The sequence below is a fragment of the Aneurinibacillus thermoaerophilus genome (assembly GCF_019603355.1).
Taxonomy (GTDB): Bacteria; Bacillota; Bacilli; order Aneurinibacillales; family Aneurinibacillaceae; genus Aneurinibacillus; species Aneurinibacillus thermoaerophilus.
In genome coordinates, this window is the sequence record NZ_CP080764.1 from 2091812 (window position 1) to 2116710 (window position 24899).

At 41.6% G+C, this 24899-nt stretch carries 36 protein-coding genes and 2 pseudogenes; 7 read left to right on the plus strand and 31 right to left on the minus strand.

The features are described from left to right. The first annotated feature begins 103 nt into the window (after nt 1-103). Both gntB and K3F53_RS10825 read left to right on the plus strand, forming a co-directional pair. The gene (gene gntB, locus K3F53_RS10820; RefSeq protein WP_220558948.1) at nt 104-1051 is read left to right on the plus strand and encodes a guanitoxin biosynthesis L-arginine gamma (S) hydroxylase; all 948 of its coding nucleotides are present in this window, start codon (nt 104-106) and stop codon (nt 1049-1051) included. A 71-nt stretch (nt 1052-1122) separates the two neighbouring features. Continuing rightward, nucleotides 1123-1506, plus strand: coding sequence for a YmaF family protein (locus K3F53_RS10825; protein ID WP_082705951.1), 384 nt, complete (start codon nt 1123-1125; stop codon nt 1504-1506). Nucleotides 1507-1911: 405 nt separating this feature from the next. On the opposite strand, the pseudogene K3F53_RS10830 reads toward K3F53_RS10825, so the two are convergent. Continuing rightward, nucleotides 1912-2100 (minus strand): annotated as a pseudogene (locus K3F53_RS10830) (DUF3850 domain-containing protein); the annotation flags it as partial. Nucleotides 2101-2200: 100 nt separating this feature from the next. Between K3F53_RS10830 and K3F53_RS10835 the strand changes: the two are divergent. Beyond that, the gene (locus K3F53_RS10835; protein ID WP_236781989.1) at nt 2201-2740 is read left to right on the plus strand and encodes a ferritin family protein; all 540 of its coding nucleotides are present in this window, start codon (nt 2201-2203) and stop codon (nt 2738-2740) included. Here the strand turns inward: K3F53_RS10835 and K3F53_RS19695 are convergent. The 3 genes from K3F53_RS19695 to K3F53_RS10845 all read right to left on the minus strand — a co-directional run bounded on the left by K3F53_RS19695 (nt 2727) and on the right by K3F53_RS10845 (nt 4606). Then, entirely contained in the window at nt 2727-2861 is a 135-nt protein-coding gene (locus K3F53_RS19695; protein ID WP_257721589.1) for a hypothetical protein, read from the minus strand. The two genes, K3F53_RS10835 and K3F53_RS19695, sit on opposite strands and share 14 nt — an antisense overlap. Before the next feature lie 223 nt (nt 2862-3084). Continuing rightward, nucleotides 3085-4262 (minus strand): IS3 family transposase gene (locus K3F53_RS10840; RefSeq protein WP_408863234.1). Its coding sequence is split into 2 segments (ribosomal slippage): nt 3085-3986 and nt 3986-4262, totalling 1179 coding nucleotides; the frame shifts between segments, so codons are not numbered across the junction. Between the two features lie 59 nt (nt 4263-4321). Further along, nucleotides 4322-4606, minus strand: coding sequence for a transposase (locus K3F53_RS10845; protein ID WP_057898535.1), 285 nt, complete (start codon nt 4604-4606; stop codon nt 4322-4324). A gap of 70 nt (nt 4607-4676) precedes the next feature. Between K3F53_RS10845 and K3F53_RS19430 the strand changes: the two are divergent. Together K3F53_RS19430 and K3F53_RS10850 are read left to right on the plus strand one after the other, a co-directional pair. After that, a pseudogene (locus K3F53_RS19430) lies at nt 4677-4836 on the plus strand (IS21-like element IS5376 family transposase); the annotation flags it as partial. Between the two features lie 105 nt (nt 4837-4941). Beyond that, a complete protein-coding gene (locus K3F53_RS10850) occupies nt 4942-5079 on the plus strand; it encodes a hypothetical protein (protein ID WP_156424018.1) in 138 nt (45 codons plus the stop codon). 69 nt (nt 5080-5148) lie between these two features. Here the strand turns inward: K3F53_RS10850 and K3F53_RS10855 are convergent, their stop codons facing one another. After that, a complete protein-coding gene (locus tag K3F53_RS10855; RefSeq protein WP_057898534.1) occupies nt 5149-5667 on the minus strand; it encodes a hypothetical protein in 519 nt (172 codons plus the stop codon). 486 nt (nt 5668-6153) lie between these two features. Between K3F53_RS10855 and K3F53_RS10860 the strand changes: the two genes are divergently transcribed. Beyond that, nucleotides 6154-6624, plus strand: coding sequence for a hypothetical protein (locus K3F53_RS10860; RefSeq protein ID WP_057898533.1), 471 nt, complete (start codon nt 6154-6156; stop codon nt 6622-6624). A gap of 95 nt (nt 6625-6719) precedes the next feature. Here the strand turns inward: K3F53_RS10860 and K3F53_RS10865 are convergent, their stop codons facing one another. The 4 genes from K3F53_RS10865 to K3F53_RS10880 form a co-directional block, all read right to left on the minus strand. Beyond that, the gene (locus tag K3F53_RS10865; RefSeq protein ID WP_057898532.1) at nt 6720-7340 is read right to left on the minus strand and encodes a hypothetical protein; all 621 of its coding nucleotides are present in this window, start codon (nt 7338-7340) and stop codon (nt 6720-6722) included. 1117 nt (nt 7341-8457) lie between these two features. Continuing rightward, nucleotides 8458-9438 carry an NYN domain-containing protein gene (locus K3F53_RS10870; RefSeq protein ID WP_246615628.1) on the minus strand — a complete coding sequence of 327 codons (981 nt, stop codon included), beginning with the start codon at nt 9436-9438 and terminating at the stop codon, nt 8458-8460. A 95-nt stretch (nt 9439-9533) separates the two neighbouring features. Next, nucleotides 9534-10280, minus strand: a complete 747-nt coding sequence (locus K3F53_RS10875; protein WP_220558949.1) for an N-acetylmuramoyl-L-alanine amidase — start codon at nt 10278-10280, stop codon at nt 9534-9536. 3 nt (nt 10281-10283) lie between these two features. Beyond that, nucleotides 10284-10523 (minus strand): BhlA/UviB family holin-like peptide, encoded by a 240-nt coding sequence (locus tag K3F53_RS10880; RefSeq protein ID WP_220558950.1) that lies wholly within the window; start codon nt 10521-10523, stop codon nt 10284-10286. Nucleotides 10524-10662: 139 nt separating this feature from the next. Here K3F53_RS10880 and K3F53_RS10885 point away from each other — a divergent pair, with 139 nt between their 5' ends. After that, on the plus strand, nt 10663-10848 hold the full coding sequence (locus K3F53_RS10885) for a hypothetical protein (protein ID WP_220558951.1): 186 nt from the start codon (nt 10663-10665) through the stop codon (nt 10846-10848). 149 nt (nt 10849-10997) lie between these two features. On the opposite strand, the gene K3F53_RS10890 is transcribed toward K3F53_RS10885, so the two are convergent. From K3F53_RS10890 to K3F53_RS10995, 22 genes are all read right to left on the minus strand, one after another. Continuing rightward, complete coding sequence (locus K3F53_RS10890; RefSeq protein ID WP_220558952.1) at nt 10998-11126, minus strand: XkdX family protein; 129 nt, start codon at nt 11124-11126, stop codon at nt 10998-11000. 12 nt (nt 11127-11138) lie between these two features. After that, complete coding sequence (locus K3F53_RS10895; protein ID WP_220558953.1) at nt 11139-11336, minus strand: hypothetical protein; 198 nt, start codon at nt 11334-11336, stop codon at nt 11139-11141. Next, complete coding sequence (locus K3F53_RS10900; protein WP_220558954.1) at nt 11336-11704, minus strand: hypothetical protein; 369 nt, start codon at nt 11702-11704, stop codon at nt 11336-11338. The genes K3F53_RS10895 and K3F53_RS10900 overlap by 1 nt, the downstream gene beginning before the upstream one ends. Nucleotides 11705-11718: 14 nt before the next feature. Then, entirely contained in the window at nt 11719-12438 is a 720-nt protein-coding gene (locus tag K3F53_RS10905) for a hypothetical protein (RefSeq protein ID WP_220558955.1), read from the minus strand. Continuing rightward, nucleotides 12438-13199 carry a hypothetical protein gene (locus K3F53_RS10910; protein ID WP_220558956.1) on the minus strand — a complete coding sequence of 254 codons (762 nt, stop codon included), beginning with the start codon at nt 13197-13199 and terminating at the stop codon, nt 12438-12440. The genes K3F53_RS10905 and K3F53_RS10910 overlap by 1 nt, the downstream gene beginning before the upstream one ends. Further along, nucleotides 13199-13519: a hypothetical protein gene (locus tag K3F53_RS10915; protein WP_246615629.1), complete on the minus strand. Its 321-nt coding sequence runs from the start codon at nt 13517-13519 to the stop codon at nt 13199-13201. The genes K3F53_RS10910 and K3F53_RS10915 overlap by 1 nt, the downstream gene beginning before the upstream one ends. A 3-nt stretch (nt 13520-13522) precedes the next feature. Then, on the minus strand, nt 13523-14173 hold the full coding sequence (locus K3F53_RS10920) for a putative phage tail protein (RefSeq protein WP_220558957.1): 651 nt from the start codon (nt 14171-14173) through the stop codon (nt 13523-13525). After that, nucleotides 14170-15279, minus strand: coding sequence for a baseplate J/gp47 family protein (locus K3F53_RS10925; protein WP_220558958.1), 1110 nt, complete (start codon nt 15277-15279; stop codon nt 14170-14172). Before K3F53_RS10925 ends, K3F53_RS10920 begins: the two co-directional genes overlap by 4 nt. Continuing rightward, on the minus strand, nt 15276-15710 hold the full coding sequence (locus K3F53_RS10930; protein ID WP_220558959.1) for a DUF2634 domain-containing protein: 435 nt from the start codon (nt 15708-15710) through the stop codon (nt 15276-15278). Before K3F53_RS10930 ends, K3F53_RS10925 begins: the two co-directional genes overlap by 4 nt. After that, nucleotides 15707-16174 carry a DUF2577 family protein gene (locus K3F53_RS10935; protein WP_220558960.1) on the minus strand — a complete coding sequence of 156 codons (468 nt, stop codon included), beginning with the start codon at nt 16172-16174 and terminating at the stop codon, nt 15707-15709. The genes K3F53_RS10930 and K3F53_RS10935 overlap by 4 nt, the downstream gene beginning before the upstream one ends. Beyond that, nucleotides 16171-17163 (minus strand): XkdQ/YqbQ family protein, encoded by a 993-nt coding sequence (locus tag K3F53_RS10940; protein ID WP_220558961.1) that lies wholly within the window; start codon nt 17161-17163, stop codon nt 16171-16173. Before K3F53_RS10940 ends, K3F53_RS10935 begins: the two co-directional genes overlap by 4 nt. 8 nt (nt 17164-17171) lie before the next feature. Further along, on the minus strand, nt 17172-17798 hold the full coding sequence (locus tag K3F53_RS10945) for a hypothetical protein (RefSeq protein ID WP_220558962.1): 627 nt from the start codon (nt 17796-17798) through the stop codon (nt 17172-17174). Between the two features lie 20 nt (nt 17799-17818). Further along, entirely contained in the window at nt 17819-20347 is a 2529-nt protein-coding gene (locus K3F53_RS10950) for a phage tail tape measure protein (protein WP_220558963.1), read from the minus strand. A 199-nt stretch (nt 20348-20546) separates the two neighbouring features. Next, nucleotides 20547-20975 (minus strand): phage tail assembly chaperone, encoded by a 429-nt coding sequence (locus tag K3F53_RS10955; RefSeq protein WP_220558964.1) that lies wholly within the window; start codon nt 20973-20975, stop codon nt 20547-20549. Between the two features lie 21 nt (nt 20976-20996). Further along, complete coding sequence (locus tag K3F53_RS10960; protein WP_057898513.1) at nt 20997-21398, minus strand: phage tail tube protein; 402 nt, start codon at nt 21396-21398, stop codon at nt 20997-20999. Nucleotides 21399-21409: 11 nt separating this feature from the next. Then, the gene (locus tag K3F53_RS10965; RefSeq protein ID WP_220558965.1) at nt 21410-22846 is read right to left on the minus strand and encodes a phage tail sheath N-terminal beta-sandwich domain-containing protein; all 1437 of its coding nucleotides are present in this window, start codon (nt 22844-22846) and stop codon (nt 21410-21412) included. Continuing rightward, nucleotides 22847-23044: a YqzN/YkzM domain-containing protein gene (locus K3F53_RS10970; RefSeq protein WP_057898511.1), complete on the minus strand. Its 198-nt coding sequence runs from the start codon at nt 23042-23044 to the stop codon at nt 22847-22849. Beyond that, nucleotides 23041-23502: a hypothetical protein gene (locus tag K3F53_RS10975; RefSeq protein ID WP_057898510.1), complete on the minus strand. Its 462-nt coding sequence runs from the start codon at nt 23500-23502 to the stop codon at nt 23041-23043. Before K3F53_RS10975 ends, K3F53_RS10970 begins: the two co-directional genes overlap by 4 nt. Then, the gene (locus K3F53_RS10980) at nt 23495-24040 is read right to left on the minus strand and encodes an HK97 gp10 family phage protein (RefSeq protein WP_057898509.1); all 546 of its coding nucleotides are present in this window, start codon (nt 24038-24040) and stop codon (nt 23495-23497) included. The genes K3F53_RS10975 and K3F53_RS10980 overlap by 8 nt, the downstream gene beginning before the upstream one ends. Continuing rightward, a complete protein-coding gene (locus K3F53_RS10985) occupies nt 24040-24432 on the minus strand; it encodes a hypothetical protein (protein ID WP_057898508.1) in 393 nt (130 codons plus the stop codon). The genes K3F53_RS10980 and K3F53_RS10985 overlap by 1 nt, the downstream gene beginning before the upstream one ends. Beyond that, on the minus strand, nt 24420-24761 hold the full coding sequence (locus K3F53_RS10990) for a DNA-packaging protein (protein ID WP_236781986.1): 342 nt from the start codon (nt 24759-24761) through the stop codon (nt 24420-24422). The genes K3F53_RS10985 and K3F53_RS10990 overlap by 13 nt, the downstream gene beginning before the upstream one ends. Continuing rightward, a complete protein-coding gene (locus K3F53_RS10995) occupies nt 24736-24879 on the minus strand; it encodes a hypothetical protein (protein WP_220558966.1) in 144 nt (47 codons plus the stop codon). Before K3F53_RS10995 ends, K3F53_RS10990 begins: the two co-directional genes overlap by 26 nt. Between the last annotated feature and the right edge of the window lie 20 nt (nt 24880-24899).

Sequence of the window (24899 nt, forward strand, 5' to 3'; positions counted from 1 at the left end):
TATTGTTGGTAGATTTATGCTTGCACCTTAGAATCATCGAATACTATTAAATGTTAAATTAGCAATCTACACAAAGTAATTATTATGTAGAGGGGTGTAAGTAGTGGTAAATTATAAGTTTTCAGAGGAAATAAAGGCACAATTACTACCGCTTCATGAATCTAACAACTATAGAGCCCTTATCGGTTTACTATTTGACTTTTTAGTCATATTTGGAGCTATTATGCTTGGTACTTACAGTTGGTATCTATATCCTATTTCTGTATTAGTTATCGGCGGAAGACAAAAAGCTTTAGCAACTATTTTACACGAAGCAGCTCACTTCTCTCTAGCAAAAAGTAAAAAACTATGTATTTTTTGGGGTAAATATTTCTCAGGTTACTTAATTGGACAGGAATTTTATAATTATAGGGATTCACATGTAGCAAATCATCATCCTTTCCTTGGGGACAAAGAGAAAGATCCCGATTACAAATATCATTTAGATATCGGATTATATAGTGTAAAAGACAAAAAACATTTTTTATTTAAATTTGTATTGAGACCTTTTTTACTATTAAGTTTAGCCCACTATGCATATTATGTTTTTAAGTATAGAATGTTTAAGTTCAAAAATATAAAGCAATTTGTAAATATGAGTATATACTGGATAGTATTATTATCAGGTATTATTTATTTTGATTTATTTAACTACTTTATCTTATATTGGATTATACCTTACTTCACCTCTTTTATGGTTATAGGATGGTTTGTGGAGTTAGCAGAACATTATCCCCTGGTACATGAAAATAAAGTGAGCCTGTATATGACAAGAAATAGATTTAGTCATTGGATCGAAGCATTTTTCTTAAGTATTCATGCTGAAAATTATCATCTTACCCATCATTTGTGGCCAACGATTCCATATTGGAACCTTGCAAAAGCGCATAAGATCATGATGCAGGATAAAGCATATAGAGAGGCAAATCTACAAATGGGTGGCGTTTTTCTTTCGTCAAACCAAAATCCTCCATTTATAAAAGATTTAATTAAAAAAGACATCTGCCTATGATAATTGTCCAAACCAAAGAGAAAAGACAAACATACGATACCATAAGACTTTACTTCAAGGGGGGCATCTTTATGAATAAAGAGCCTGCAAACATAAAAAGTTTTAAAATAAAAAACAAAGCGAATAGCAAAATACATGCAAAAAAACGGATACAAACACATACACACGAATTTTTAGGTAGTACCAAGTTGGCAGAAGCAGGGGCTGACAGACATAACCATCGTTTTGCAGGAGTTACAAGCCAAGCAATCCGCAGAGGTAATAGCCATGTACATGTAATAACCGTTAATACTGATTTTTTTAATCACCTGCATCAAATTAGAATCATAACAGGTCCTGCTATTCCTGTCGGTAACGGAAAACATGTACACTTTGCCAAAGGGAGAACTACACTGAACGATGGCCATGTCCATAATTTTGAATTCTCCACCTTAATTCAAAGCCCCCTCATATAGTGGAAACTTATAACAAAGCGGCTCTCTGGTGCACTAGAGAGCCGCTTTGTACATAGCTGAGATTACGAAACATCACAGTTATCGTTCATTATTATGACATCCCATCTCTTCAAATTCCCTGTCAAACTCATCAGCATCACGCATAAACGTCTCCACTTGCTTTATGGACCTCCCCCACTTACCATAGGTTGAAGTAGGGGTTTCTGAACTATCCACTTCGATAGAACAGGCGATCAGCGGGTTGTCGCTAATCTCACAGACACGTGCCGTCTGCGAGGGGAATCATTCAGCAACACACCCTTACGGGCGTGGGTCGGAACAAACCATCTACTACTTCTCGCTTAGGCGATCCGTAGATACGTGGGTTTCTGTGGACACCTTCGACGTCTCCAAGGTAGACTTCGTTCACTTGCTGGGCGACCATTGCGTATAATCGGTCATATACGTCACCGCAGTCTCTACTTCCCGTCCGGTATACTCCTGCTTGTCTGGGTCAAACTCTTTCAATACAAGCGTATTTCCTTCTTCAAATCCCCGATCATTTTTCCAAATCTCAAACTTTTTTCGGCCATCCAGCACTGCTTGGAAATATTCAGGCCATGTTTTTTATTCGTACGTTTTCATTGTTCCTTCACCGTTTACGGCGCTTACACATAAGATATTAAATAATTTTAGTCCTAGGAGGAATTTTCTTATGAAAATCTATCCTGATTATACAATGCAGGCATATCATCTATTATATCCTTTGATGTTCCAAAACACAGTGACACCTATACAGTACCAAGCTCAATCTTCCTTGCCTTCTTCATATGCGATGTACCAAACGAATTTACAAGCCGTTCTTCCTCTTTTACAACAAGCAATACAAGGAGAACGTAACGACGAACTTTTTTACGATTACCTGATTCAAAACGCTCCATCAAATCAAGACAAAGAAATCATTATCTCCATTCGTGATGATGAAAGACGTCATCGTCAAATGTTTAGGCAGATGTACTATTCTCTAACAGGTCAAATGATTGGGCCAAGCGATAGCGAATCGTTTGAGAAACCAGCCAACTATCTTTCTGGAATCGAAAAAGCCATATTTGGTGAACTAAGCGCAGTAGAGCTTTATCGCAAAATTTACTTTATGATCCCGGGTACAGTATTCAAAAATATGGTGTTTGAGATTTTAACCGACGAGATTAAACATGCTAGTAAATATAATTTTCTGTATGCTAAAAACAAATAGGTTTGTAACGTTCCTGTGTTCTAGTCAAGGGAACCTTTTTTGTATTCCCCATCGGACTCCCGGCAGGCAACCGATTTATGCTATTTACTTCTGGTGCTTCTTCAAAAAACACTTCACTCATACTGCGATACCTCCTATATTCCAGATTTGATTTGCTACAGCCAGATAATCAATCGGTACTCGTCCTGTTCAAACCTCATAGGCGTATATCTCGAAGTCATGCAACGGAATCCTTTTTCTTCCCCGGCCACGCCGGTTTTTTTCGTGCTTGCATCCATATAAATGCATAGTCAGGTTTTGGTCTTACCCCTGTCAAGTAGACAGTGTTAAAAAAGCCTATATTTTTATGTGTCCATTTTTTCCCGATATTCGATCGGCGACAGATAGCCGAGTTTTTTCTGGAACCGTTCACTGTTGTAAAAAGTAATATATTGCCCAATGGCTTGATGAAGTTCGTCCATTGACGTATACTTATCCATGTACAACTTTTCTGTTTTGAGATGCGAAAAGAACGATTCGATGCAGGCGTTGTCTAGGCAGTTTCCTTTGCGAGAGTGGCTGCCCACCATGCCCCACTGTTCGATTCGTCTGTTGTACGAACGAGACGTGTATTGGAAGCCTTGATCGGAGTGGGTCATGCTTCCAGTCACGTTTCTTTTTCTTTTTGCTTTATCCAATGTATCCAGGACAAGCTTGAGGTCATTTCGTTCGGAAATATGATAGGCAACAATTTCGTTATTATATAAATCCTGTATGGCAGACAAGTAAAGAAACTGGTTTTGGAAAGAAAGATACGTAATGTCGGTTACCCATTTTTGATTTGGTGCTTCTGCCTTAAACTGGCGTGCTAGAAGGTTTGGGTACACTACGGATGGTTGTTTGCCAAAGAAACGTCTCTTCTTACGGATCACCGACCGAAGGTCGAGATCTTTCATTAAGCGGTAGACACGTTTGTGATTGACATCGTATCCTTCTTTTCGTAAAGCAACGGTCATACGTGGATAGCCATAAAACGGACATATGGTATGTATGGCTATGATGTGCGCCTTGAGCTCCTCTTCTAACTGTTTACGTCTCGCTTTATGTTCCCCTGGTTTCGGCCATTTATGGTATCCCTGACGGGATACCTTTGCAATCTCAAGCAACCAACATAAACGGTAGGTAGAGCGCAGGGTATGGATGATTTCAAATCGCTTCTCTTTTGGAATCACTCCTTGTGTAGATTTGGATATCGCTTTTTTAGGTAATCACGCTCCGCTTTCACATACGCCAGTTCTTCCTCTACACTTTTAAACTTCGTCTTTGGTCGTCCTTTTCTCCAGGCTGTTGATTCCCCTCTTTTATCTTTAAAATCTTCTCCGTTGCGGTACTTTTTCACCCATCGCTTCACCTGTGTATTGCTTCGAATCTCCAGTCGCTCTGCCACTGCTTGATAACTCATTCCCTCTTCTTCATACAGTCGAACCGCTTCCACCTTAAGCTCCGGTGTGTAGTGTTGAAACTTCTGTCCCTTTTTAGCCACAAAAAATCCCCTCCAGTTAACAGTGAAAATCCATTGTAACACAGGGCTTTTTTACACTGTCAACCACAAGGGAATAATATCAAGATGTGCATGGCCTTTTTTAAAATAGCATTTTCTTCTTCCAGGTAACGAATTCGTTTTTGAAACTCGGAGAGCTGGTGGTTCTCGTTACGGAATTTCTGTTTGTTTCTAATCTCAGGTTCCTGCTTATATTTTTTTACCCAGTTGTTAATCGTGTTTTTACTAATGTCCAACTCTCGTGCTGTTTGAGTAACACTTTTCCCCTTCTCCAAAATATAACGAGCCGTTTGCCGTTTACACTCTTCATCATATTGTCTTCTCATACGGACACCTCATGTATAGATTCTTATTTCTATCATAATGTGTGTCCACTTTTTAGTCTAACATCAAGAAATGTCTATCTCTGACATTGCCCGGCAGTTGGGGATTGATCGAAAAACAGTTCGTTAAATATCTTGGGGAAAACTCTCCGCCTTTGAAAAAGAAACGAACGAGCCGAGGAAGTAAACTAGACCGTTATAAAGACTACTTGCATAAACGCATGATAAAAGAATGAGAAACAGGTCATTGGAGTTGGCCGCTCTCAATCCGCTTCTCATTTTGGGGTACATACTCGTTCGCTTTCTGAATATGACGAGCTCACCGAAGGTGAGACGTCATGATGGAGAAAATCGAAAAGTACTGTCAAAGATTAAATGTACCGACCATATGCGATGTGTGGTCGGAAGCAGCAGAACAAGCTGCCAAGAATAATGTACTATACTCTGCGTTTTTATTCAGCCTTCCATATACATAGTACTTGAAGCTTCGTCATGTGTATGGTGGGATATCAAGTGTGATTTATATAGTAGGACACACTCATGTGCTAATTCATTGATGTAATATCTAGTCGAATCATTTGAATTTTATTTTCTTCACACCAAAATTCGAGCGTTATTTGATTCTTTTTATCAATGTATCCTAAAATTTCAGCTCCTTGTTCTCGCCTCTTATAGTTGTTTTTACCATATAATTTAACAACTTTTTCTGAAAAGTCTCCTAGCTTAATTCCATTTTGGGTCACTAATTTTTTTGTGTTATTATCGTTAACAATGATTCTGACAATCTCATGGCTACCTTTGTCAGTAGCAATAACTAAACCATTTTTTAGACTGAAGTAGTCATGAGAACTATTCATATTTAAATAGTGAATCTCTCCATACTTTTTTATAAAATTTGACTCTTTAATATTTTCATGTAACTTTAATCCATTTATATTTTCTTTGCTTAGGTCGGTGCTATTAGTAATTAGTAAATAAACAGGTCGTGGGGCTAGTTGCCATTGAAAGATAATTAGATAAGTTGAGGTAATAACTAATACTACTAAAAAAATTATCTTTTTCAAATTCATCTCTTCCCATTATATAGACTTCAAATGTATAATTCCCATCATTTTGATTACCATTTCAATTACCAAGGGACACATAGAAATCTTGTCCATTCCATTTTTCTTCTTTACTGCGTACTGGTGCACTTACTACCATTTCGTTTGGATCAATTAGCCATGTGCGTGATATCTATTCTGCCTCTACACCCCCTCAAGCTTTGTCTCATTTTCCATATGTACCGTATTTATCCGGAAAACCCCATTGTCAATTCTCCAAATTCCTGTTTCAATCGGCACCTCTTTCCCCTCGCTATCCACTGTACTTCTCATGCTAAAATTATATATTCCTCACTACTACTTTACTTTGTCTGCATCCATTTTCCTAGTCTTGACCTTTATAAATTCTGGAAGTTTAGTATAATTGAAAGAAAAATAAGATAGACAAAGGAAATCAAAAGTAAGCTTTTATGATACATCATCATCTTTTTGAAAGGGGATGGGAACATGAAGCAAACCACACTCATGATTGATGCAGACCAGTTGCGTGAGATTGTTGTTCGTCTAGCAAATGATGTGGTGCGCGAACTGACCCGGAACCGGAAAGAAAAGATGGTGGATAAACTTGAGTTTCATAGTGCACTGCAAAAGAAACTTCTGGAATTAGCGCCGGATTTCTGCTGCTATGGGGAAAAAGAGCACCCGATTCCTAACGTACAATCCAACGATCGAAGTGGGATAATTGATGTCGCCTGGTGGACGCTAGCCGATCGAGAATTGTTGGCCGTGTTTGAAATAGATTCCACCGTTCGCACAAAGTCTCTTCGTAAAATCCTGCATGCCAACTGTCCCTACCGCTTCTGGGTGTACTATGGAAGTTGCGAAATTCGAGACGTAATCGAAACATTGGATATAGAGCACAAAATTAAAATCATTGATTTTTCGATAGAGTTTGGAAAGAAAAAGCGAAAACCCTGAAAAATAATAAATGAACAGATTGTAGTGGAATTATGAACATAAAGAAAGAGGCGTATTTGCGCAACACGTCTCTTTCTTCGTTAACCATTACGTTTTCAACTTTTTCCCTGATGATGTTTTTGGAATTGCGCTTTTAGCTCATCTACCGTAACGCCCTTTTGTTTTGCCAGTTCTTCAAGTTTCGCTTCACGCTCTTTTTGGAATTGCGCTTTTAGCTCATCCACCGTAACGCCTTTTTGTTTTGCCAGCTCTTCAAGTTTCGCTTCACGCTCTTTTTGGAATTGCGCTTTTAGCTCATCCACCGTAACGCCTTTTTGTTTTGCCAGCTCTTCAAGTTTCGCTTCACGCTCTTTTTGGAATTGCGCTTTTAGCTCATCCACCGTAACGCCCTTTTGTTTTGCCAGTTCTTCAAGTTTCGCTTCACGCTCTTTTTGGAATTGCACTTTTAGCTCATTCACCGTAACGCCTTTTTGTTTTGCCAGCTCTTCAAGTTTCGCTTCACGCTCTTTTTGGAATTGCGCTTTTAGCTCATCCACCGTAACGCCTTTTTGTTTTGCCAGCTCTTCAAGGTTTACTTTTTGATGATGTGCAAAACGGAAATCTTTTGAAGGATGAGTTGTTTGTGTCGTTGTCTCTGCAGCAAAAACAGAGCTGAATGATGCAAGTGCGAATACAGCACCTAATGTTGTCGCAGCTACTTTCTTTTTCATTTTCATTGGTTCATGTCCTCCTATCTGCTTTTGTTTTTATCTTGCTTACATACATAATATAACCAATCAATGTGGGAAGACTGTCAAGCAATTGTGTAAAATTGTGAAAAAAAGAATGAACCAAGAGTGTTGATTATACAGTATGATCCAGGGCATCTAACTGTTGATGGCAATCAGAAAATGTACCGTTTGGCAATTAAGAGTATGCGCTTACCGTTCGAAATTTGAACTGTGTTTTCTGTTCTCAAGATACTTTTAGTAAAGAATATTATTGTATGTCGATGACATACTTAAAACATATCTTCTGCCAATAAGCATCCCCACTCCTTGGTTTCCCCATTGGAGCCACTTGTACAAAATCTTCCCTTGCAACGAAACGTAAAGAGATGATTCCCCATTATGCCTCATGATAAACTAAAGAAAAGCGAGGTGAAAACAATGAGCACACCAATGCAAAAAAATCTGGCCCAAAACTTTGATGTTGCCATGAAAAATTCTCTTAAAAAAACAAGGATAAAAACGCTTTAGTATGATAAAAGTTAGCAAAATGTTATCAAACGTAATTTTTCAGAATAAAAAAGAGCCGAAAACCCTTGATATTACTGGGGTCTCAGCTCATGCTTTTCGCTATTCAATTACACTTCCATTTTTATTTCAGATACCTTATGTCGTTAAACATTGGATAACGAAATTAAATACGTCTTATTTCTTCCTTAATTATATGCAATTCAGATAAAAAATAAAAAACCAAATAAAATAAGTATGTGGTCAAAAATGTGGTCAGTGTGGTCAAAATGAAAAACCCGGCACAAGGCCGTGTTTTCTCTTTAGAAACATCAAAAGCCCTACTATCCAAACAAAGGAGGAGTAAGTCAATTATTATTTGCGTTCAACTGTTTGTTTATACGTTTAATGAACTGTGATGACCGTCAAAGATGCAATAATACCATTATGATTTGTAATGCCATTAGTCATATTTCTTTTAGACAAAGAAAAAACTGGGTATATCCCAGCTTTTTCTAACGAATAACTTTCAGCGAATAAAAATAGCGAATAGCCATATAGCGAATAAAAAATAATGTATGTTAAGATATATATTATTCAAATTAATGATTAATGTCAATCATTCTTCTCCGGTTGCAGCTTCTGATACCGTCTGTTCAAGAAGTTGTAACCCCTTTTCTGTAAGAGAAAGACTTAACTTATTCTCTCCTTTAACAAACTTTCGTTTTTCCTCAATTAATCCTTCTAACTTCATTTTTTCTATAAGTTCACTTGATTTATTTCCTGGCAAGCTGAACTTAGAAGCATATTGCATACGTAACCAAGGAATACCTAAAAACCTGTCTGTCTCTTCGTATTTTTCTTGCCACTGCTTGATAAATAACAAACCCTCAATAATATAATCTTCAATATCATAAGATTTAACCTCAACATTTAGGAAGTCTAATAAATCCTCATGATAATGAACGAAACTTGTCATATCAATATGTTTAGGTGCTGCTTCTGATAAATAGTAAAGCTCTACCCTTTTTCCTTTATACATCATACGACTAATAATTGGAATCATATCGCTATCAGCAGTAACAAATACATAACAAGTAATCGATGAGTCCTTATATGTACTCTCAATAGCATCGATACATAATTCAATATCGGAAGAGTTTTTACGATGATCCCCATCTTTTCCATTTGAGTATACATGACGAATTTGTATTCTTTTCTTCTGAAGACTCGTTAGTTGTGTCCTGATTTTTTCAAAATCTGCATAAGCTCGGAAGGTTCTAACGTTGTCTTGTCCATATTTCCTCCATAGTTTTACGAACAGATTCTTTTGAGGATCTTCATGATCTGGATTATGAGAGTATGTATTCATAAGCGTCCAATAAACGTTATCATAATCAACAAAGACAGCAACATTATCTAATTCTTTTTGCTTACTCAAAGCTTGAAGAGTTTTTTCCGTAGAGCTAGAAAAGGCATCTGCTACAACCTTTGAAATGGCTTTTAGCTCACTAAACTTTTCCTCCATTATCTGTACATGGTCTATTGCTCCACCTTCAGATGGTACTAAATCAAGTCCATTATCCTTGAAATCTTTCATAAATATTTCCACCTCATTTCTTTTTTTGAATAATCATATAATAAATAGTTATAAAGTTCTATACCCCGCCACCAAAAAGTAACGGGGTTATTTCATTAGCCGTTCACCTTCTTCATGCCGGCTGCCGCGCGTACCTCATCAGCAAGCCGGCCGATTTCCTTTTTCTCATCCTCGCAGGTAGCTGCCTTCCATGCTGCCTGCAGATAGATAATTATTTTTTCTGCATCGGCTTGCTTCATTCGGGGTTCCTCCTTCTTTCCTGGATTCTTTAACGGTACATACTTAATACCAATTGCAGTAAGAATGCCTTTCGCAATCGTCTCGGTAAGGCCGTTAAAAAAGGACGGCTTTTTCATCAATTCCATATCTTTTGGATTATCAATGAAAAGGCACTCAAGCAGAACTGCTTTTGGCTTGCATTTCAAAACAGCTAAATCAGTTCGCACTTTAATTCCTCTATCTTTGACGTTATTGAACTTTAAAAACTCTGCCACCGCATCATGAACAGCTCTGACCCTTGCATCAATCGAGTAACAGAGTGTTTCATAGCCAGTTCCTCCGCCGCTATTCAGATGGAAACTAACGAACAAATCGGCTTCTGCTGCATTGGCAATGGCGACACGCTTATTTAAATCCTCACGTTTGTTTTGCTTTAAGTCTCTGACTGACGAAAGTGAATAAGGACCCGTTCTCGTCAGCACGACTTTGACATTATGTCGCTCCAGGTGCATTTTTACGGCAGAGCCAAGCTCCGCTGCGACTTTATATTCTTCGAGTCCACATCCGCATGCACCTGGATCAGGCAAACCGTGACCGTAATCTAAAACTACAATTTTGCTCATGATTTATGCTCCTCTCAATCGTTCACGCATATCTTTCATTTCATCTTCAAGACCAGATAAGCTACGTTCAATCTGTTGCAAAGCCGCTGTATTCTTCTCAAATTGAATAGCCATCTTGTCTACATGTTCCATGAGTTTCTGCTCGCGTTCCCGTGCTTCTTTCTTAGTGGACAATAATAACCAAACAAAAAGAGCCGCAAACGGCCCCTGTTGAAACAAAATCTTCAGTAAGCTTTCTTCCATTCTTATATTCCTCCTCACCCCCTGTTGGGGAGAATAACTGCATGAGCAGTTTCCAAAGCCAAGTGAACTATTTTGTATAAACCTTTTATTTTAGCAAACCTTAATATTGAATGAATTCTTAACCAGGGAGGTTGCCAAAGTGAATAGCCAAAATCAAAGGAAAAAAACAATGAATAATGTGGATACGGATAAAACACTCGATCTTGTTACAGACGGATTTAAACATATGATGAATCCAACCCCAGAAATAATCGAAAAGATGACCGAGTCAGATGGCGAAAATGAAAATAATGATGATAACGCAGGGAATGTAACTCTTATTTAGACATCTGCAATTAAGCATAGAACCCGCTTGTTTTATCAAGAGCAAGCGGACTTTTATTCTAAGTCACATTTGCCATCCTTTAGATAAAAATAAAGGGAGCTATGTCAGCTCCCAAAATAAAAACGCCTCCCCATTTGGAAAGACGTTTGTTATTGAGTCGTCCCTATAATTTGACTTACCTCCTCCTGTGTGATTAGTCCAAGTACGGCTGCTTCTTGTATTTGCTCTGGTGATGCCCACCCAAATTCGTATGCTGCTTTCCAGAACTCGTAATTCATAGCACACCTCCATCATTTCAACAATAGTGATGTAATACCCCTGCCCAATGCATCCAATTTGGACTTCACTATCTGTAATTCTTGCTTCGATCGTGCACTCTCTAATACTTGGACGACAATGAACTGACCTAACTTGACATCCTTCTGCTCAGCAATCTCTCGTTCTAATCCCGCTTGATTTTTTGGCTCCTTGCGAACTTCAAACCTCATTACGGCGTGACCTCCACACTTAGTATATGTGCCATCACTGGCAATTCATTTCCAGACTTGAAGTCAATGAGATATTGACCCTCATCCGGGAATGACATTGTTACGTCAATGGTATTGCTATCCATATTATACTCTGCTGAAAATATACAATCGGTTTGACATATGGACAACACCACTTCTTGATTAATATTGTTAATATCTACCAAATTTCCCTCATAATCTATTAATTCGAAATGTAGAATATATTCCGTACCTACTTTGGCATTCAGATGCGTGACATTGCATTTGAACTTCAGAAATGGGCATTTATAGAATTCAATGCCCTGTATTACTTCATATACGATATAGTCTTTCACGATAATTTCCATCCGATTGCCCCCTATTACTTACTTATGGATGCTGACCAATGAATACTCAAACAACCACCGCTACAACTAGAGCACGATGCACGACCTCGTACTATGAGAGAGGTTTTGAAATATATATTAGCACCCAATTGCACGGACGTAGGATAGTTAACGTAGTAATTAGGATTTGAACTTTCCGTCTGTTTTATTGGTGCAGAAAATACTACCGCCCCATCAGCCACTACCTCTATTGTACCGGTACATGTGTAGCTATTTGTTGGTATTACCGATAGGGCAGTCAATATGCCTGCACCACTATAATTAACTAGTATCGTGTCAGATGAGCCGGTTGATATGCTGCTTACAGTATTGACATACCCAATAGTAGTCATCTTTGGTGTATGTGTTAGCACATTTGGATTCAGTGTACCAGTTAGATAATTCTTGATGTCCGCTATTTTAGCGTGTAGAGAACCAGTACCGCTAGCTGCATCTCCAGTCTGCCCCAGAGAACCCTCTAATGTATCCACGTACGCCGCAATTTGTGCTAGTCTAGCAAACACAGTAGAAGTACCGGCAGTATCAGTATTCAATCCTAATTTTGTTTCCAGGGTATCAACAAACGCTTCAAGTTGGTCAGTATACTCGGCAATTTGAGCAAGCCGTGCAAATAGGGTCGTCGTACCCGCTGCATCGGTATTTTTCCCTGTTCGTTTGAGTAGTTCCAGCACCTGACTAAGCGTTACCGCATCCATTAAACCACACTCCTCGCTACAGATGTTAAATTATCGTTTGCATCATAATTCAGTGTCTGCGTAATGGTTTTTCCCCCAACCGTTTCCCTAACTTTTGTTAATTTACCAGACGTATAGGTAAGATCTGTTGCTTTCACAACCGTTGTTCCATCTTTTTCTTCCACCCTTGTTAAATCCCCATTGGTGTAAGTGAGAACGATCGTCCTTGTATCCGCCTGCTGAATAATGGCTTGGACAAAATTTACGTCCAGATTTGTTGTCCCGACCTTAAGGAACGCGGAAAGATTAACAGCTTTCCTTCGATCTATGGAAGTAATGACCTGAGAAGCATCCGTCGCAAAATACCAAAGGGGAAGTTTAGCGTCCGCCGTTGCCTGGGAAGTTGTCTTTTTTATCACTCCGTCAGTATCAAGATAAATATACTGCCCCTGGGTAGCGTTTAATTCAATAGAGCCTGCTTGAATTTCGAAACGTACACCATTCACGTATCCTATGCCAGCCGTCCAACTTGCAGTAAGATCGAAAGAAGAAAAAATAAACCCTGGTTCGCTTCCAGGTGGAGACGCTACAAAACTGCCACCAAGTTCCCGAGCCAAGCTTTCCGCCATAATATGGGCATCTTCAATTCCTTTCTCTATTTTATTGGCTCGTGCAGCTGTGAACCGTGTCCCTTGCTGAATGACTTTAGGTTGTCCGGTAACCGGATCGATTTCTCCTGGATCTACCACATGGTCTACCCAGTTTGTCTTTTCATACGCCATTACATTCCTACCTCCACTTTCAGCTGAAGTTCAAATTCAAAGGCAATAAGTAAACCAGTCTCTGTCTTTGTAATAGAGACTGGCTTATGTACAAGCGTATTTCCTTCACCGTTAATAAGTGATGCGCTTTGAATTTGCCCTTGAGTAGTATTATCAAGATAAACGTACTTCGTTATTTTCAGACCATGTACAGCGGTTTTAAAAATAGGAAAGGCTCGTAATTGACCATCTACATTGATAAGTGCACTGGCAACGTGATTACTCAAATCATCGCGCAACAATTCCAACAGTAACGGTTGTACGATTGGTTCATTTGCCACTCTCTACACCCCTTCCTCAGAATAGAATTCATTACATACAGGATACTCTACCGAATAATGGCGTTCTGTCGCTCCTAAAAGCAGAGTTTCTTGATAAATACGGCCTTCTAAGTCATCCTCCGGGTAAAATTCCCCGCAGATAGGATATTCGATATCATACTGACGCGCAGAGACAGAAATTACAATGGTATCTGTTTCAACTCTCCCTGAAATTGAATAGCTGAGGTGTTTTGGCCGCATCTCATATACCATCTGCGACATGCCTTCAAAATCTGCAATTTGGTCCAAGTCTGCAATAATCTCAAATCGTTTTTCACGTCCGTACTCTACAATTTGTGCTTGTTTATTTTTTGTATAATCACGAATCATTCGCTGCATTGAAAAAGGTGTGATTACGTCAGGAACATTCAATCGTGCAATAACCTTGGCACGCTGTGATTCGAGAGGTACGCTTTCCGGAGCGACCGGCAACCCTACTTCCTTCTCCCACTGGTTTAGCCCCCATGTAGCTGTTTTAGGATTACCCTGACGAATGACATCCAGGGCAAAAGCAATCAACCTCTCCGATTCCCCTTCTACTGCACCAAAAATTCCATTTGCTTCTTTATTTTTTCGATAATAAGGCGGAACGATATGAATTAATCGCTGACTCATATCATCACCTCAAGTGTTACGGTGCCAACTACAGGAATTTCAAAGGAGTCAATCGTTTGATTGGTCATTTCTCCATTGATAGTCAGTTCATCATAGTCTTCCACACCACTAACGCTATGGAGAAGAGCCCCTGTTTTCGTGCGAATGATAGTCCTTGATGCCATCTCTACATCTTCATATTCCATTAGTTCGGTAAAGTACGATTGTAGTGCTTTTTTATACGACGCTGTCACCTCTTCCATGCTGTAATTCTTTAGTAGACGTACCTTCGAATAGAAATTGAATACTTTTGGTAATGCTGCCATAACAAATATACCGTCATCACCAGGGCCAAGAGGTCGCTGAGAAAGAATATGACGGCGCGCATTTTCTACAATCGTACTATCTGGAGACGTTCCGTTTTGTCCAAGTAAAACCACACGGACCGTATTCGGCCCGTCCACATTTTCAAATACTCGCGCAGCAGCAACACCTGGAACTTCGAGTGCCCATTCAATGTAATGAGCTCCATTCCCAGAAGTAGCTCGACGACGCACCTTTTGCCAGTATCGATTTCTCAACTCCTCATCCGATTCATCGTCTGTACCCCCTTCCAAATTCCCGAGTAATTCGACACTTTGTAAACCGTTAATTGTATTTACCGGAAGAAGTGTGGTACCGGCTGTGATTTTCCATGCTGCTCCTGCTTGTTCAGCCTCCAACAAGCCAAAGCCTACACCGTTACTGTCTAACACGACTGTTTCCGGAACAACAAAAAACAGAGGGGATATTCCCTCTGTCATGAATCGGGTTCCAGCTCTAATTTCTGAGTTTGGTATGCCAACAAATTTTAATTGTGGAAGGGTAAGTTGCGCCTTTGTAGCAAGTTTTCTCTCTATTCCTGCCACACTAACCGCTAAATCTAAATTTTCCCCTTCTGCATATTCCACCCACAATGCATAATAAAGAGCCTGGATAAATTGGTAAGCATAATAAAACTCTAACGATACAGGTTTTAAAAAGTCATAGGGGATCGTTCCCTCATCCACATTCATTGGACCTGCAATCGCCAGATAGTTGCTGATAAGCCGCGAAAAGATTTCTTCCTCCGTTGGAATTGCAATCATTCCACATACACCTCCTGAGGAATGACGCCTTCATCGGTTATCATGACATAGTTAATCTTCAAACCTGCTCCTACCCATTCAAATTCGAAGTTTTCACAGCGGTCAACGCCATACAAATATTCAATCGCCTCTTTTACCAAACGCTCAGCCTCTGCTTGCTTCCATTCCCGGGTACCATCCGAGCGAATAAGTTGTTTTAATTCATGGCCATAATCAGAGGTATAAATCGGAAAGACATACCGCTCGGTACTAAGAGCTTTCTGTCCGTTTTGCTCTAACGCTTCTGCTCCATCAATAATAACCGGCTTTCCATTTGATTGGAGAATAAACTTCCCGGTATTTATATCAAATGCATAGGTGCGTAAGGAGCGTATCTCTTCCTCCTGTGGAGTTTCTTGGGCCGGCTCTGGGAATTCAGGAAAAACACTCATGTATATCTCACCGCCCGATCTAAAATGAAATATAAAGAACCACAAGAAGCCACAATAATCCGATCGCCTTTCTTAAGTTCGTCTAAAAATTCAATTTCTCCATCGATTAACTCAAATTCACTATTGCTTAGTTCTATATACTTGTAATTATGGCTGCTCTGTGGTGGTAATTTAGGGTACAGGTCATCAACGCTTTCGCTATACATTTTCGTTTTCCCCTGGTTTCGAATGCTGACTTTTCTCTTATGGCTGCACAAGTCTTCCGCAACAACGATAAACTCCTTGGTAATCGGAACTGACAATCCATCGATTTGTATAGATAAATCCGGAGGAGGCGCAAGAACAGTGCCTAATTCAAAGCGCAGCTCACCCAGATCCTGAGATGTATGATTTCCCCCTGCTTTTGGCTGGCTCTTATATGATGACTGTTGTAAAACGCCAGCTAATTGCTGAAATCCGTTCATGCTCCCGCCTTCTCCATCTGAAGCTGTAGCTTCATTTCATGATAGCCCGGCCGAATCGTATGACTGTCCGACCAAACGGTATAAATCCCTTTCAATTCTGTAAACTCTTCATATACTTCTATTTTTGTACCGGAAATCACATCATCAATCCCGAGGGAGGAAATCGAGGCTTCATCTTTTACCTTGCTCAAATTCTTCAATTCCTGCTTAGCCTGGGAAACGGCGCTGCCTTTATTTTTATCCTGTACCTCGATGACCTTAACCAGCTTCCCGTATTTTTTCATACCGGGCGCATCTGACTCTTCGTAAAGCAAAGCATTCGACTTGTCATCTCCCCCAATTACCCTTACTACGGTCCGCATACCAGCGATGGAACGCTTCCGACTGGCATCCAGTAAAGCCCCGCCTTGCTCAATCTTCCATCGCTTCGTTTGACCGCGCTGGGTGCCAATATAGGCTTTTCCGTTCTCAATCCAGCACCAATACCGAACACCGTGCGTTTTGTATACCTGGTTTAAAATATCAGCTGTTGCATCCCAAAGACTCTTACCACGAATCACCTGTTTTTCTACAGGCGGCATCAAACCAATACCTCCGATTGGAATACCTACTTGTTCGAACATACGCCGAAGCAGCCTATCAGCTGGCTCCCCTGTGGTAATAGCCACGACATCGTTATTCAACAAATAGTAGCCATAGTCATAAGCAACAGGAGAAATATCACCCTTTGCATTTTTATTTAAATCGATCACGATACCCGAAAATAAGGAACGAGGTGAGCCGGTAAAGAAAGAAACAAGTTCTACAAAGTCTCCCTCTTCCACTTTCGGATCGGGCCAAAACTTATCACGTCCCTGGTGAAGTTTAACCTCTAATGTGCGCTTGGCCTCTTGCCGCCCTCCAGACCATGTCACCTCTGAAAAAGGAAGGATGATGGTTTTTTGCCCTCGTTTCTGTAAATGAATCCTGTAATCATAGTTAGGTCCCATTTCTACCCTCACTTCAACTTAGGCTTTCCACGCGCCAAATACTTGTCTACCAGCTTTTCCTTGCTACTTTTTTCTTTCGTAGAAGAAACCTTAGCGGCTTTCGTATCTGGGCGCTTTCCCTTTTTCTTTTTACTTGTATCCTTCTCGCTTTTTTGTGCCGGTAATGGCTTCCACTTCCCGCTTGGTGCTTGAAAAACGATATTCACTTTCACAGATTCAAGATGGATAAATTGATACTCTTTCAGTGACAACGAGTATTCAATGTCAAATCCATCCCAATCATATGAAAAGTCACGTATGGTAGCAGCCGTGTTTATCTTGCTTCCGGTTACAATAAAACGTATCGGCCATCCAGTATTTTTCCACCGCTCAATGGTAGCCACAAATTCTTCCGGAGAAGGGAAGCCACTATAATCGCATAAACCTGAGTCATACATCTCCGGCCACAAGGAGGAAAAAGAGTATTCCTTTAGCTGCGGTTCCCCGATAATGGTTGATTGGCCGACAGAAACCAGGTCAATATCATGATAGGTATGCCCCATTTTTACAGAGAGCTTTGGAGGGAGAACAGGTAATCGTAATTTCTCTGCATTGTTATTCCAAGACAGCCAGAATTCAAGATGTTTTTCTTTCAAACGTCCTCACCTCCAATGCATCATTCAAGAATGACCGTTCCATGTCCGGCCATGATGTGCTGTAGCTTTTTCGCAATAATTTCCGCAATTTCATTCGCCGTCTTCTCCATATCTATTTGTCCATCTGCTCCCTGAGTAGCAAGCTGTGGCAAATGAAACTGATTTGTCATCGTAATGTATACCGCACCTCCCCCCACCGCATTACTTCCTCCACCTGACGAAGTAGCGTTAGAAGGGACAAGAGAAGGCGAGAAAGAAGGCGTATACGTAGGTGCCCTATACGGTTCTTGGACAAATTCAGTGTTGATAGAAGAAAGTTGCGCCTCTGGAATATCAGGGATACCCGAAATAGCATAGTTCGGATGAAGTGCTACATCACCGAAAGCATCATTGAGTGCATCCGGTAATACATTACTGGCATAGGCCACTCCTTCTGCCATCGTTTCTGGAATTGCCATACCGCTGTCTGTGAGACGCGAGAAAGGGCCTTTATCCGCGTCCGAGTGTGGTAGGAATTTATCCGCGATCGAAAATACTTTATTAATGGCCTCGCCCACTTTTCCAGCTACCGACATAATGCCATCAACAATTGTAGTCACGATTTTTTGCCCGCTACTGAAAAGACCGCTAATCCATCCGTCTAACCATGAACCGATCCCGGTAAATACGTTAATAAAAGATGTTTTGATATTTTGCCATATCGTTGATAGGAACGTGGCTAGTGCTTGAAAGGCTGTCATTGCCGTTGTCTTAATCGTTTCCCACGTGGTAGTAGCCGTCGTTACCATCCACTGTAACGCTGCCAGAGCCGTACTTTTAATGTACTCCCATGCTGATACTAAGAACGCCATAAGCGTTTGAAATGCCGCTATCGCTGTATCTTTAACCCATTGCCACCCAGCAGCCAACGCTTGTGTGACAACATTCCAGTTATCATAAAGCCACCATCCAGCAGCAATCAAAAGAAGAACAGCGGCAATGACAGCAAGCACAGGCCAGAGTGCAGATAGTGACGCGATTCCGAATCCACCCATCGCCACGCTCATGGCTCCAATTACGGTTTGTAACGCATAACCGATCGTAATTAAAAGTAAGAACGGGGTAGCGATTAAAAGAAGCACTCCAAGCAGCATAAAGAAAGAAACGACCACTTTTGTAAGAAATGGATGCTGTGCTGCAAAATCCCCCATTCCTTTGGCCATGTCTGCCAGCAATTTAGCTATTGGCTGCGCAATTTCTAAAACGGTATCCCCAATGGGTTGAATGGCTGTTTTTATTTCATTCGCCATCGCAATCCATTCATTTTTTGTCTTATCAATCGCTTCCTGTGACTTTCCGGCAAAATCATCAAGCGGCTTTGCGTTCATCATAGCCAATACAGCGTCGCGTCCTAAGTCCTCATATTGTGTGCCGAAGATATTACTCAACACATCATCCTGCAGCTTCTGGTCTTTAATCGAGGCAATACCAGCTGTAATTGCCATAATCGCACTTTCTGCTTCTTTTCCTCCAGCTTTAATCTGGTCAAGCATCTTGAATAGTTTATCTTCTCCAAAGATGCCTTCCAGAGCACCCAGCGCATTTTCATCCAACGCCTTATTCAATCGAATACCAAAACTTTCTTTAAATGCATCGCCCAGTTTATCGAAATTGAAGGCACCTTTTTCCGCACCGGCTATAAACATACCCATCATCTTCTCCGCACTAATGCCGGCTTCTTTAAACTGTGGGCTGTATTCCCAGATGGTATCCAGCAAGTCATTTGCTTTGTCCCCGGTACGCTGGTAGGTAGCTGTAATCATATCCAATGCTTTTACACCATCGGTTCCCCATTGCATTTGCATGGCATTGGCCGCCTTTGCAATGCTTGCTTGATCCAAATCTCCCGCTGACATTTTCTCCAATGCCAGCGCCCCCTCTGCCGTCTTACGAATCTCCTCGTCCGTCCCTTTTAGCAATTGACGGAAACGGCTAAACGCTTCTGCAGCTTCTGTGGGTGTCTCTACTAAGCCAGACATGTATAGTTTTTTTACTGAGTCAGACATACTTATCATTTGCTGATCTGTAGCATCCACTTTCGCTTGTAACATATCCAGCGAATGACTCATTTCATAGCTTGAAGCAGCAGCTCCCGCAAGTCCTGCGGTAATGGCCAATCCGCCACCCAGCGCTGCCCCTGCTAATGTTTCGGCCCCATCTGCTGCCTCTTCCATATCCGCGACAGAATCAGCCGCCTCATCGACGGCTTTCGTTGCTTCTTTCGCTGACGCTTCTAGTTCTCTCATTTTAGTAGAGCTAATGGAGGCAGCTTCCCGATCCACTTCATCTAATTCCCGTGCCAACCTATCGGCTTCACGGTACGCATCAGATGTAGCTTGTTCCAGTTGCTGTATAGCGGAATCATCCATGCTATTGAGCGCATCTTCTACATGATTGGCTGCATCTTCTACATCATCAAACGCATCAATTACATCTCCCAGGTATTTGAGGATGGAGGCAAGCTGCTTGGACATTTTCTCTTGAAATGAGAGCGTTGTTGTTACCGCCACGCTTATCGCCTCCTTCCTCTCCTAAAACGCCGCTGGTTCTGCGCTTTCTTCGCTTCTTCGTTTTTTCTCTCAATCTCCATAACCGTAGAAACGAGAATAAATTGCCTTTCTCGCTCTGGTAGAGACAAAATTTCCGACGGAAACTTCTTTTTTTCCTGCCAGATATACGAAAAGAGAGCCAGCTCTGGGCTCTCTTTAATTAGTTTTTTACGTCTTCTTCCTCTTCTTCATCCGTACTGAAATCACTAATGGATTCGATTTTTTCATACAGATCATTGATTTCACGCGGCGTAAATACACATGGTACCACATCACAAGCCGCCACTTTATTATACTTAGCCAGCACTTGGGCAGAGTCCAGATGGAAGTTTGTCCGCTCCTTATCGATAGCTGCAATAATGATTTCCGATTTTAGCTTCAACTCATCAAACTCTACCTTGCGCTCTGCGCTTTTCTTTCGACCCGTTACCGACATCTTCATCGCCGCTTTACGTGCCTTGAAGTAAATATCACCTGGAACCGAGCGAATCGGGATTACAACGTCTTTTCGCTCCCATTTCCATTCCGATTTTGTATCAACTTCCGTATTCATACCCAGAAATTCTTCCATCGTTAAAAACTGACTCATCACTTCATTCCCCTTTCTTTTTTACACAAACTCATAGTCATCCACGGTACCTTCCAGCGGTGTATCTTCATCAATTTCACCGTGTGCCCATTTAGCCAGTGTCAGAGAATCCGGAGAGAACCCGGTAACCGCAACCCCATATTTTCCGGCAACAGGATCATCCATCCGTCCCATGAAATTTACTTTTTTCTCCGGGTTCTCTGCAAGATAACGGATGAGTGCTTGTACATTGGCTGTTCTTTCGAAAGTGACCGACATCGTAACATCGGAAGCGGTAACTCGATTACTTCTACGCAGCTTACCCATCCGCTTACTTTGTGCTTTTTCAAACTCCTCTGTTAGTTCGAATTCGATTGCTTCTGTTAATTCATTCCCATTTTGGTCATAGAAATGACCATGGGTACCAGAATACGTTTCAGCCATGCTACATCACCTCATTTCGCTTTGTTGTAGGTGTAAATTTTCTCAAGTACATCCTGGTGTCTAAAGCCAGCTACAAAGTGACCAGCCGAGCGTTTTGGAGTATATATAGCATCCTGACCATAATATAGAGGGTCTTCCATATACTCGTAGTCAGGTGCAATAACTTCAATAGCGGCCAGCGGAGCAAACACCTTTTCTTTCATCATTTGACAAAAGGCGGCGCGGCGTGCAGGGCTGTTTGTATTTGGTTGTTTACGAATCCACTCTTTCCCCGCTTCTTCCTCGGCTAACAAGATGCTGTCAAACGTGTCAACCACACGAATCTTACCGAAATCACTGGACTGATCCGGCCCCGGAACAGTTAGAGTATTAACCGGCTCTTGGATGATGACTTTATCATTATCTTTGTTCAGCATCAGTGTCCCGGCTTCAATTAAATCAATTAAATCCGTATCCTGATCCCACTCAACGGTTACTTCATCAAAGTTAGTAATATATAGCGCCATTGTGTAATTAAGCGGCATAGCGGCAGCAAGAGAAGCGATATAAACAGCAACTTTGGAACTTGAGTATGTTTTTCCCCTCCATTTAACCCCGCTTCCTACGTTAATAACGGCCATATGATTCGCATCTTTTGAAGCTTGGATAATATCGGCTTTGTTTTTATCCCGGTTTGCATCACCACCAAAGACGAATTTAATGTAGTTCCCTTTATACCGCTGTTCATCTGTCCAATCCTGAGCTGCCGCATTTAATGCCGCATCTGCAACCCCGAGTGTAAAAACGCCATATTCCCCTTTTTTTGTAATGAGTTTGTCCAAGTAATCAGTATACTTGGTAGCCTCAACGCTCTTTCCGCTGTCCCCATCTGCTAGGTTTGTACCAGCGTTCGGGATAGGGAGTTCATCGGATATTTTAGTTAAAGTCACATATTCACTTCCGGCAAATGCAGCTACAAGCTCAGCATTTGTAGCACCTGTTTGGCTTTCTACCAGTTCGGCATCGAGATAAATTAAGATATCAATCAAAGCAGCATCCATAAGGTTCGGCTGCACAGCTACTTTGAGACGGTTGCCAAACTCTCCTTCATATTTAGCTTCAACTCGAATACAATCTCCGCTTGGACCAACAAGAATCAGGAAGGCTTTTTTTGCACTTGCTCCCGCTAGTCGATAAAGCAATACCTGTGTCGGACGGATAGAAATGGAAGAAGGTCGAATGGAGTCCGCCCAAATTAAGTCAAAGTCTTCTACTTCACCAAAAATATTTACAGCGGCTTGTTTATTTCGCACCCGAACAAATTCACCAATTGGCCCCCAATCGGCTACTATAGGCAATGCAAGTTTTCCGCGTAGTCCTGGGGTGGTTTGCTCCTCTATGAATGATTTGAGAAAAGAATATGCTCCAGAGAGCACCTTTTCCTCACCCGGTTGATAAATGCCCGCCATCTACTTCACCGTCCTTTCTTTAAATTTGTTTACGAGCTCTTGCGCCTCTTCAAGTGTCATTTCCTCTGGTGCATTAAAAAAGGCAGCAATCGCTTGTGTCCGTGTTAATCCGAACTTTTGCTCTGCCACCTTCATAAACTCTTCCTTTTTATGCTTAAAAGCCGTAGCTTCTTGCTTCTTTTCTCTTTTTGTCGTCACTCTATTGTCCCCCCCTTACGTAATACAGGATCATATCTACTGTAAAACTCTAATAACGGATCATACTCAATCGGGGTATACGGAATATATACCATGCATTTCAGTTCCATCGTCTGGTCTAAGCCATCCGGTTTCCCAAACGTTGGTCGGCATTCCCTTAAATAGCCGACTTGTTGACGTTCCTCATTAAATAGCGGTAAAACCCAACCTCGATCAGCTAAATCCTGTCGTACAGCTCTTACCACACTTTTTAATTGCACCGCATCCTTTGCCAGCAAAATTATATTCAGTGTGACTTTCTCCCGATAAGCATCAGGCCGGCAGGGTTCCGGTAGACGAATCGGCTCTTCCGCAAACCACATCGGCCGTTCAAAATCCTTTGGAATAGCGAGAGACTCCGTTGGTATCCCAGTTACTTTATACAACCAGTGGCGAATGGATAATGTATCATCACCCATCCTGGAACAACCTCCTTGCCAAATCTTCCAGCTCCTCATAAGCCAGATCATCAAGAACCGCCTCGATTTCGGCCAGCGAGCGAGCCAGATAACGAACCCCAGGGATACGCTGTCCAGTGAGAATGATGCCATAATCGGTTAGATTCGGATGATTGCCCTTCTTCCGCTCTTGCAGGAATTTTTTATACGCATTCGGATCATATCGAAATTCTCCACCTTTCCAGTACCCCGGCACAAACTGGCCTTTTCGCTGGGTAAACCCTTCCTCCACGTATCGGGCATATTCTACATTCGTACCCACGGTAATATCAGCATGACTCCCTTTCATGGAGAACTCAAAAACATTATCAGAACGGCCAACGGAAAGAGACCGACGCAGAACACCATCGCGCACCGGAACTCGATCCTGTGCCCCTCTTAGCACCCCATATCCAGCCGTTCTAGCTAGACGGCTCACAGCCTCTTTTACTTCATCTGCTGAGTTCTCCTTCAAGTGACGATATAGGCGTTCTAACTCTCTCTTATCGACTTTAGCCATTAGATTTCATCTTCCCCACCGGTTACAGCGTCAATTAAGCGAATAACGACCTCATAATGATGCAGGCTTTCCGCGCCATAAACCGGCACTGGCTTTCCTACTTCATAGAGGTCATCTGCAAACTCCGGCTGTTCAATTTTGACTCGCATCCCCGGCTTTAAACCAGCATACAGGGTATGCAAAAGGAAATCCTGTGCACTCACTTGCCTGCCGGTTAGCTGCTGTATCTGCGCCGGAGAGCCGCCAACGCGACAGGGGATATGCTGTGCGATAGGGACCCACTCACGACTTTCTGACTTACCGCCAGTAAAGGCGTCTTCTGCTGCTCCCTGTAAATCATATACCGTCATAGAATGGCACAGCAGGCGTTCATAGTTATTTAGATCAGCCATAGTTTTTGCTTCACCGCCACTTCCTCGGGAGTTTTCATTCCGTATTTGCGTAGAATCCCTAAGATTTGCTCGCTAAAATCCACATCAGCGTACGTTTCTGAATATGTTCCTTGTGTTGTACTTTTAAGTGTTTTTGCGTCGGCCCCATTTTTTGCAATCATCGCTGTAGCCAGCTTCAAATCATCGGGAACCGGCTCAGGCACCACCACCTGACCCGCGACATAAACATTTGCCCGCAGAACAGCCCCGTTAACCTTCGTTTCTGGCCAGGATGCACACTCCGGATAAAACCCGAGGAATTCCTCACTTGTCAGAATCGCCATCGGCATTCACCGGTTCTCTTTCGAGCTTGTATCCGAGCGTTGCATAAATGACCTCAAACGCTTTTCGGGTAACCTGCAACTTCTCTTTTCCCTTCACAATCGAAACGATATCATTGGGCTTCATGCCTCTCCTCTCCTTTCTGG